8 protein-coding genes, 1 other RNA gene and 1 pseudogene are annotated in these 9,277 nt (G+C 51.8%); all 10 read left to right on the top strand.

Going from position 1 to position 9,277, the window contains the following annotated elements:
• Nucleotides 1–823 precede the first annotated feature (823 nt).
• The 10 genes and pseudogenes from NP596_RS01055 (at nt 824) to rnpB (ending at nt 9,272) form a co-directional block, all read left to right on the top strand.
• Nucleotides 824–1,528: pseudogene (locus tag NP596_RS01055) on the top strand (type I restriction endonuclease).
• Complete coding sequence (locus NP596_RS01050) at nt 1,525–2,280, top strand: DEAD/DEAH box helicase family protein (protein ID WP_256613344.1); 756 nt, start codon at nt 1,525–1,527, stop codon at nt 2,278–2,280. The pseudogene NP596_RS01055 and the gene NP596_RS01050 overlap by 4 nt, the downstream one beginning before the upstream one ends.
• A gap of 96 nt (nt 2,281–2,376) precedes the next feature.
• Nucleotides 2,377–2,679 carry a type I restriction enzyme subunit R domain-containing protein gene (locus NP596_RS01045; RefSeq protein WP_256613343.1) on the top strand — a complete coding sequence of 101 codons (303 nt, stop codon included), beginning with the start codon at nt 2,377–2,379 and terminating at the stop codon, nt 2,677–2,679.
• Nucleotides 2,680–3,022: 343 nt separating this feature from the next.
• Nucleotides 3,023–3,469 (top strand): hypothetical protein, encoded by a 447-nt coding sequence (locus NP596_RS01040; protein WP_256613342.1) that lies wholly within the window; start codon nt 3,023–3,025, stop codon nt 3,467–3,469.
• Nucleotides 3,470–3,588: 119 nt separating this feature from the next.
• Nucleotides 3,589–4,134: a hypothetical protein gene (locus NP596_RS01035; RefSeq protein WP_256613341.1), complete on the top strand. Its 546-nt coding sequence runs from the start codon at nt 3,589–3,591 to the stop codon at nt 4,132–4,134.
• A gap of 30 nt (nt 4,135–4,164) precedes the next feature.
• On the top strand, nt 4,165–5,370 hold the full coding sequence (locus NP596_RS01030; protein WP_256613340.1) for a GTPase family protein: 1,206 nt from the start codon (nt 4,165–4,167) through the stop codon (nt 5,368–5,370).
• On the top strand, nt 5,367–6,899 hold the full coding sequence (locus NP596_RS01025; protein WP_256613339.1) for a GTPase family protein: 1,533 nt from the start codon (nt 5,367–5,369) through the stop codon (nt 6,897–6,899). Before NP596_RS01030 ends, NP596_RS01025 begins: the two co-directional genes overlap by 4 nt.
• A 103-nt stretch (nt 6,900–7,002) precedes the next feature.
• A complete protein-coding gene (locus tag NP596_RS01020; RefSeq protein WP_256613338.1) occupies nt 7,003–8,256 on the top strand; it encodes a glutamate-5-semialdehyde dehydrogenase in 1,254 nt (417 codons plus the stop codon).
• 137 nt (nt 8,257–8,393) lie between these two features.
• A complete protein-coding gene (locus tag NP596_RS01015; RefSeq protein WP_256613337.1) occupies nt 8,394–8,849 on the top strand; it encodes a CBS domain-containing protein in 456 nt (151 codons plus the stop codon).
• Nucleotides 8,850–8,922: 73 nt separating this feature from the next.
• Nucleotides 8,923–9,272, top strand: an RNA gene (rnpB, locus tag NP596_RS01010) — RNase P RNA component class A.
• Nucleotides 9,273–9,277 lie beyond the last annotated feature (5 nt).

Below are 9,277 nucleotides of genomic sequence, written 5' to 3'. Positions count from 1 at the left end.
ATATAGCCCAGATGACAGTGTCTATCTCTGTTCGGCTGATGCAAGGTTTAAGTTCGCTGTTGCTTCGTCAGACGACTTACCCTTCGATAAACTTGCTGATGATTCTAGGTTCATTTTTTTGCGGGATGGAGAGGCCTGGGTGCAGGAGACCAGAGATCCACGCATTTAGTCTTTGTGAATCAGTGTGGATTTAACATCCATTAACACTGGACATGCTTTAATCATCAATAAGTTAGAAAAATGCTTCTGAAAGTTTTAAAGCTCTTTCGGTATAAAATTGGCAAAAATTCACGCTATTTTCTAGCACCCGCCCCCTATACCTACCACTAACGCCTACTTTACTTCGGCTACTGTCGGAAATTGGCAATCATGATCCTGTTCCGATTTTATATTCAATGCGGAAAATCAATCCATATCCGAATGGGTGATGAATTTCAATCGGCATATAGAGCGGTAGACCCGTTGGGCTTTCAGAAATTATGAGATCTGACATTTGTTGCCAGATCTCACAATTCTTATGTGAAATCTCAAAATTTATTCATGGTGCTTCAAAGTGGTCTGCATTCGGCGGACGACTTTTGTGCGCCAGAAAGATAGGTGTGTGCTAAACCAAAAAAGTATTTTTTTAAAACACCTGTTTAGCTTGTAGGACGAAAAGGTAAAACCATAAGATCAAGTACAATGGCGGCAATTTATTGAAACGGCTTGCCGGTAATTTCTATTAGAGAGCGTTTTACTCATTGAGCGGGTTGTGAAAACGGCAGCGAGTTCCGGCTTCATATCGAACGGGTTCTTGTAATGCACGCATAACGGATTTTGAACATTGCAAATAACCACGAAAGAAACCCAGATCGAACAAAGTTTAATTACAAGGCTCGCCGATCTAAAATACACCTACCGTTCGGATATCCGTGACAAGTCTTCGCTTGAGCAAAACTTCCGCCAGAAGTTCGAAGCGTTAAACCGCGTCCATCTTACGGACGCGGAATTTGCTCGCCTGCGCGACGAGATTATTACCGCCGATGTCTTTACCGCCGCCCAGGCCTTACGCGAGAAAGGTAAGTTTGTCCGCGAGGACGGCACCCCGCTGGAATACATGCTGGTCAATATCCGGGACTGGTGCAAGAACGAGTTTGAGGTGATTAACCAGCTCCGCATCAATACCGGCAACAGCTAACATCGCTATGACGTTATCCTGCTGATCAACGGCCTACCACTGGTGCAGATCGAACTGAAATCCCTGCAAATCAGCCCGCGCCGTGCCATGGAGCAGATCGTCGATTACAAAAACGATCCCGGCAATGGCTACACCAACACGATGCTCTGTTTCATGCAGTTGTTCATCGTTAGCAACGAAACCGACACCCGTTACTTCGCCAACAACCGCAACCAACATTTCAGCTTTAACGCTGAAGAGCGCTTCTTGCCGATCTACCAGCACGCCGACGAGAACAACGACAAAATCACCCACCTGCACGAGTTTGCAGACGACTTCCTTTCCTGGAGAAATGTAGCCTGGGCCGCTTGATTAGCCGCGATATGGTGCTGGTGCAAAGCGAGCAAAAAATCCTCGTCATGCGTCCGTACCAAATCTATGCGGTCAGAGCTATTGTCGAATGCATCCATCAAAATCGCGGCAACGGCTATATCTGGCACACCACCGGCAGCGGCAAGACGCTCACCTCGTTCAAAGCCTCTACCCTGCTGAAAGATAACCAGGACATCGAAAAATGCCTGTTTGTCGTGGACCGCAAAGACCTCGATCGCCAGACCCGCGAGGAATTCAACAAATTCCAGGAAGGTTGCGTCGAGCACAATACTAACACCGAAGCTTTGGTGCGCCGCATGCTGTCGGACGACTACGCCGACAAGGTGATCGTCACCACTATTCAGAAGCTGGGCTTGGCGTTGGACGAAAACAGTAAGCGCAACAAGGCCAAACAAAAGGAAGGCAAACAGACCTACAAGGAACGCCTAGAACCCCTGCGCGACAAGCGAGTCGTCTTTATCTTCGACGAATGCCACCGCTCCCAGTTCGGCGACAACCACAAGGCTATCAAAGAGTTTTTTCCCAAGGCGCAACTGTTTGGTTTTACCGGCACGCCCATCTTCGACGAAAACGCCACCTATCAGCAGATTGACGGCACTATCGGCTCCTACAAAACCACCAAAGACATCTTCGAAAAGGAACTGCACGCCTATACCATCACCCATGCCATCGAAGACAAAAACGTACTGAGCTTTCACATCGACTATTTCGGCAAGGAGGGCGACAAGTAACCGAAAAAGGGCCAGACCTACCCACCAGAAGCCGTCATCAACGCCATCCTGCAAAAGCATGACAGCGCCACCGACCATCGCCGCTTCAATGCGATATTGGCCACGGCCTCAATCAACGATGCCATTAAATACTACGAGTTATTCAAAACCCTACAGGCCAAGAAGCAGGCCGAGGACGAAACCTTCGAGCCGCTGCATATCGCCTGCATTTTTTCGCCACCTACACAGGCTCTAGCCAGCGAGAATGACAGCACCAACGACAAAAATGTAAAGGATATCAAGCAACTGCAAGATGGCTTGCCACAAGAGAAAGCTGATAACCAGGTGGAACCGGAAAAGAAAAAGGCTGCTCTCATTGCGATCATCACAGACTATATCCGACCATCCTTTCGTTGCTGAGCACAGAGCGCTTATTCATAAGATTGGAGTGACTGGCGGTAAGGTTGAAACTCGTATAGCCAATGCGGTAATCGCCCTTACTTAAAAATGACATGTTGTTAAAATATGCTAGAGATGCTGGCATTACTGTCGGTGCCTAGCACACTTTGCCGATGCCGGCTTTGCGCTTGACGCCCGATTTATACGCCGGTACGCAACAACTCAAAAGCAAATCGTCATCCATGCCCTACCCGAGCCCACAGGAACTCAATTAAAAATACATATTATGTTTTATTGAATTTTTATTAACAATCCCTGTCATTAATATTAAAAGCGGCAAATAAAGCCATCACTCCGCAACAAAATGAAATTTAGCGTTTTTGTAAAAAAACTATCCAGTCCCCGCGTTAAAAGGCGATTAAAAATTGGCCTCTCCGCTTGGGGCGTGGCGATTTTAATTAGTCTGATTTTTAAGCTCGCTTATAATATCGGTTATTTTAAGGCGCAATCGCTTATAAACGATAAAAATGCTGCAATACCCATAACGCGTAAGGTCCTGACAATGGAATCCGCTCAACGCATAGTATCCGGTGCGTTAAAAGAAGACCCCAATAATCCAAAAACAATTGTAAACAAAATTATCGATAATAATCAGAAACTTTCTACTATTATCATAGAAAATAACAAGCAACAAAGAATCGGCTGGATTATAGATCTGCATTTGTTTTTTACCGGCGATCTATTTAATGATAATGGCTATAATTTAACCGAAGCCATGGCGCATCAACACGATATCAAAGGCAATCGCTGATAAATTGTATTGGGGTCAACACAGCATAATCCAATATTCTTTTGCTCAACAAATCCCGAGTCATTCCGGGTTCATATTGATAGAATCAAAGCGTTTACACACCGGCAGCGAAAATCACCATGCGGGAACTGACCACACGCGAGCTATACCAGGCCTTGGAATATGCCAAAACCATCGACGAAACCGGCGGCAGAAAAATTCTGCAGCGCTTTCAGCTTGAGCAACCGGCTTTTGCGCAAACCATTTTCGGGGTTTTCCCCCAGGTAATTGCCGAACAGAACGCGGACATGGCCAACCTGTTTATGGATCTATGCTTTGATGTGATTTGCGTGTTTGAAAAAACTTTTGGCCCTTTGCCTTCTCAAAATACCCTGGGGTTCGGTTGGCTGGAAAAAAGCGCCGCACTGCTGGATACGGAACTTCAGGCCTTAATGACCGGCCGGCCCATGGCGCAAAAAATTCGGGATAAACCGCAAGACCGCTTTACCGAGCAGCTGATCGACAGCAACTCGCAAACCGGCTTGGTCAATTTCATGAATACCGCGATTGACGATTTTGCTTCGGAGAACCCGGTTCGCGTCAAGGCCACTCGCATTACACAAACTATGATATTTACGGTGATACAGTTATTCGGTGTCATGTATGGCCAAGCAACGGCTCATTAACTTTCCTCTATTGGTTAACCCAGGCAGCCCATGATTTCCAATTTGTTGAAAGTTGACTGGATCGATCAAATTCTGCACCCCAAAGTATCCGACAACCGCTTGCATGAAAAACTGCAACAGGCGCGCAGGCATCTGCCCGTCCCGGTATTTTGGCTATTGGGTAAAGCCCAGAGCGGCAAGTCGTCCATCGTTCAAGGGTTGACCGGTTCCAGCCGCGCCGAGATTGGGCAGGGTTTTCGCCCTTGCACGCGGCAATCGTTCGTTTTCGACTTCCCGGACGAGGAAACGGCATTCGTTCGCTTTTTGGATACGCGGGGGCTGGGCGAAGCAGGCTACGACCCGGCCGAAGACATGGCCTGGTGCCAAAGCCAGGCGCATTTACTGATGGTTGTGGTTAAAGCCATGGATCACGAATTGGACGGCGTCTTATCGGCGGTTCGGGCGATTCGGACCACGCACCCAGACTGGCCCATGCTGGTGATACAGACCTGTCTGCATGAAGGTTATCCGCATAAAACTACCGATCATCTGCTGCCGTATGCTTATGCCAGCGATCAATTTGCCGGCAATTGTCCGCCCGAATTGGCCCGTTCGTTAAACATGCAACGGCAACATTTTAAAGACTTGAACGCCCGGTTTGCGGCGGTGGATTTGACGCAGCAAGAAGACGGTTATGTGCCAATCGATTACGGCCTGGATGCGCTGTGGTCGGCCATCGAGTCAGCCTTGCCCACCGGATTGCGGCAGATGTTGTTGCAAAGCCAGGCACAAAGCGACCTGCTCAACGATGTTTACGCGCAACATGCCTATCCGCATGTGCTCGGATACGCCATTTCTTGCGGACTGCTGGCAATGACGCCGCTACCCGCCGTCAGCGTGCCGTTGGTGATTGCCGCGCAAGGAAAGTTATTCCACAGCATCGCGTCAATTTACGGTTTAGCGCTGACACGGCGCAGCGTTTACGAAGTAGCCAGCGCGGTCGGCATCGGCGGCCTCGGTTTTGGGATAGGCGTGCGCGAACTGGCCAAACTTGTACCGGGTTGGGGTTCGTTGATTGCCGGCCTATCGACAGCCGCCATTACCTATGCCCTGGGCATGACTCTGTGTTATTACTATGCGCAAACCCGGCAAGGCCATGCCTTCTCGCCGGACATGCTGAAGGCGGTCTATGACGAACAGTTACAACGCGGCCGCGAATTACTGAAAGAACGCTTCAGCAAGGATACTCAATCATGATGAAACGCGTTTGGCCATGGCTATTGCTACTTGTTATCGGCAGCATGCCGTTTTTGGCCTTAATGGCTTGCGGCGCCTGGTGGTTATGGCAGCAGCATTGGTTTTGGATATGGCTGAATGCATCGGCGGCTTGCACCGGTCTTATCTGGATAGTTTCCCGCTGGCTGAACCGTGCTAAAAACAGGGCGCAAAGCGGACCCGCCGTCAAGCCGGACACGCCGTTTTCGCAACGCGATCAAGCCGCCTGGGACGCTGTGCTGGCATCGATACCCGCCATAAAGCAGAACGCTCGAAACAGGCTGGATCAAATAGATACCTGGCTAATGGTGGGGCGGCAGGCATTGCTGACGGTGGCCGGGCAGTACCGCCCCCAGGCGAAACACCCCGAAATGGATATTCCCGTTACGGAGCTGCTGAAACTCGCCGAGCAGGTTTGCCATGATTTGCACCGGCAAATAAACGGCCATATCCCCTTCAGCCACGTCATCACGTTAGCGGACGGTTTAAATCTGCAGCGCTGGCTGGACCATGTAAGCGACGCCAATACCGCATTGCGCCTGGGCCGCGTGGTATTGAACCCAATGACCGGCGTACTGCAAGAATTAAAAAATTATGCCCAGGATAAGGCAGTGGCCTTAACCCTGCCGCGTCTGCAAGACTGGCTATTGGAGACCTATATCCAGAAAGTGGGGCATTACGCCATCCTGCTGTATAGCGGGCGCATGGCCGTGGAACCGCAAAAACTGGATGCCCTGTCGCCCAAGTCTCGGGAAGACGCCTTGCTGGCATCGGAGCGTCAGCAGACGTTAAATCAAGAACCGATACGAATTTTGGTTGCTGGACAAACCAATGCCGGCAAATCGACCCTGATCAACACCTTATTCGATTCGCCGCGGGCGGCGGCCGACGTGGTTTCCTGCACGGACGCCATCATGCCTTATAAGCTGGACCGCGCGGGCGGGTTTTCCGGGCTGATTTTCGACACCCCGGGTTATGGCGAAAACACCAGCTGGATATACGATAACAGGGAACAGCTGGATAAAACCGATTTAGTCATGCTGGTCTGCCATGCCAACAATGCGGCACGCGCCGCGGACCGGCATTTTCTGCAAGAATTCCACCGGCATTACCTCGATCAACCCAACCGGAAAATTCCGCCCATCATCGTGGTCGTAACCCATATCGAAGAACTTCGGCCGCTTCGCGAATGGCGGCCGCCCTATGATGTTTCCGAACCCGATTGCGTAAAGGCCGTCAATATCCGGGCCGCCATGGACGCCATTCAACAGGATTTAACCTTGCCGGACGATACGGCCGTGGTGCCGGTCAGCCTGGGCAATAACGGCGGGCTAGGCAGCTACAACCTGGATTCCTTGTGGCTGGCCATGGGCCAGCAAATGGACGAAGCGGACAAGGCCCGCTTGCTGAGATGCCTGGAAGACGCCAAATCCCGGGAAAAGTGGGCTGCATTGTGGCGGCAAATTGCCCAATCCGGACGCTGGTTCTTGCGTAAGTCCCGGACAAATTGATGCCGCGAGGACAGCCGCGGGCGCATGTTCGCAAATTGGCGCGCACCGTTTCCATGGCCGCCGTTAATCCAATCCCTTTAAAAACGATCCTATTTGAAACAACATGAATACCCACCCCATTGAAGTCATTGCCCAACAAAGCCGTCTGGCGGCGCGCCGGTTGGCGGCGGCACCCGAAGCCATGCGCAATCTCGCGCTGGCCAAAATGGCCGATGCCCTGGAATCGGTTAAGACGCAGGTTCTGAAAATGAATGCCCTGGAAATCATAAAAGCCCGCGACGAAGGCCAAGCGGAGGCGATGGTCAAGCGTCTGACGATAGACGACAAAACCTTCTCCTACATGCTGTCGCGCTTAAAGAAAGTAGCGCAATTGCCGGATCCGCTGGACCGGATACTGACGGGCCATACCAATCCAAACGGACTTAGGGTTTACAAGAAGTCGGTACCGCTGGGCGTGATCGGCATCATTTACGAATCGCGCCCCAACGTCACCACCGATGCCGCCGGCGTATGCATCAAAAGCGGCAACGCCGTGATTTTGCGCGGCGGCTCGGAAGCGCTGCTGACCAACACATTGCTCACCGATGCCATGATTGCGGGCGCCGTCGACGCGGGATTGCCGGAACACGCAATACAGATCATCCGCGCGCCGGGCCACGAAGCGGTGGGCGAGCTGTTGAAAATGGATGATTATATCGACGTATTGATCCCGCGCGGCGGCAAGAGCCTGATCAAACGCATTGCCGAAGGCACCCGCATTCCGGTCATCAAGCATTACGACGGCATTTGCCATCTGTATATTGCCGCGGACGCGAACCCGGAGCAGGCCGTCGCCATCGCCGTCAATTCCAAATGCCAAAGCGTGCAGGTCTGTAACGCGTTGGAAACCCTGCTGGTGGATAGCCAATGCGCCGCGCGCCTGTTGCCGTTGCTGCAAACGGCTTTCGGTTTAAATAATATCGAACTGCGCGGCTGCGCGGAAACGCAAAAGCTGTTACCCGGCCTGGCGCCGGCGGCGGAAGACGACTGGCATACCGAATATCTGGCGCCCATCCTGTCGGTCAAGATCGTCGACGGCATTGAAGAGGCCATAACCCATATTAACCGTTACGGATCGGGACATACCGACGGTATTGCCACGCAAAGCCTGAACATGGCCCGGCAATTCGAACAACAGGTCGATTCGGCCTCGGTAATGATTAACGCTTCGACCCGCTTGTCGGGCGGCGGCGATTATGGTTTGGGGTCGGTGGTCGGCATCAGCACGGATAAACTTCATGTCCGCGGCCCGGTCGGGCCCGACGAGCTGACAACCTACAAATGGGTGGCTTACGGCGATGGTCATTTAAGGTGTTAGCGGACGGGGCAAACGGTGCTTTTTTAGTCCGGCAATGCCGGATCGATATACCGCGAAACCGGCTTGGCTTGATTTCATCTTGTCAAGCCGGCGCTATTTCCCTATTCTGTGCGGCTATTATTTATCTGGAGACCACCATGCGCGTCGCTGAATTAATGACCAGCAAAGTTTTTACCGTCGAACCCCACGATCTGATCGACCGGGTTTTCTTTTTGATTCATTACGAAAAAATCCGCCACCTGCCGGTGGTGGAAAAAGGCAAATTGGTCGGCATTGTCTCCGACCGCGATTTGTATAAAGCGCTGGGGCCGAAGAGTAACTCCAACGCGGTAGAACCCAATAAAGACAACACCCAGCTACATGTGGTATCGCAAAAAGTCGTGCATATCATGCACAGGGGCGTTTATACCGTTACCGCCGACACGCCGGCCGCCGAAGCGGCTGCCATGATGGCGGACCACCGCATCGGCGCCTTGCCGGTGGTGGACGGCAACAAACTGATCGGGATTTTATCCGCCACCGATATCCTCAGGGTATTTTCCAAACTGGAACGGGCCCGCGAAGAGCGCGAAAATCACACAGTGGGCGGCTAGGCCCAAGGCTAAAACCAAACCCGGTTTTGTTTGCGACATACTTTCGTTTTAGAAGTTCTGTATAATCGCTTCCAGAGTTGGCCGAACAGCCGCCGTTTCATGCGAATGAAAGGGAGGAAAGTCCGGGCTCCATAGGGCAGGGTGCCAGGTAATGCCTGGGAGGCGCGAGCCTACGGAAAGTGCCGCAGAAAATATACCGCCTGGTTTTTCGGAACCCGGTAAGGGTGAAATGGTGCGGTAAGAGCGCACCGCGCGGCTGGTAACAGCCGTGGCAGGGAAAACCCCACCCGGAGCAAGATCAAATAGAGGAACATACGCGTGGCCCGCGCGGTTCCTGGGTAGATTGCTTGAGCGGCAGGGCGACTTGCCGCCTAGATGAATGGCTGTTCTCGACAGAACCCGGCTTACAGGCCAACTCTTTCTCTTCT

The organism is Methylomonas rivi (assembly GCF_024505165.1).
Classification (GTDB): Bacteria; Pseudomonadota; Gammaproteobacteria; order Methylococcales; family Methylomonadaceae; genus Methylomonas; species Methylomonas rivi.
This window is presented reverse-complemented; position numbering and strand designations above follow the sequence as displayed.

Bases quoted from the DNA above. Each gene is read 5' to 3' on its own strand.
- NP596_RS01020 (WP_256613338.1), top strand. From the start codon at position 7,003: ATGAATACCCACCCCATTGAAGTCATTGCCCAACAAAGCCGTCTGGCG.
- NP596_RS01030 (WP_256613340.1), top strand. From the start codon at position 4,165: ATGATTTCCAATTTGTTGAAAGTTGACTGGATCGATCAAATTCTGCAC.
- NP596_RS01025 (WP_256613339.1), top strand. From the start codon at position 5,367: ATGATGAAACGCGTTTGGCCATGGCTATTGCTACTTGTTATCGGCAGC.
- NP596_RS01015 (WP_256613337.1), top strand. From the start codon at position 8,394: ATGCGCGTCGCTGAATTAATGACCAGCAAAGTTTTTACCGTCGAACCC.
- NP596_RS01035 (WP_256613341.1), top strand. From the start codon at position 3,589: ATGCGGGAACTGACCACACGCGAGCTATACCAGGCCTTGGAATATGCC.
- NP596_RS01040 (WP_256613342.1), top strand. From the start codon at position 3,023: ATGAAATTTAGCGTTTTTGTAAAAAAACTATCCAGTCCCCGCGTTAAA.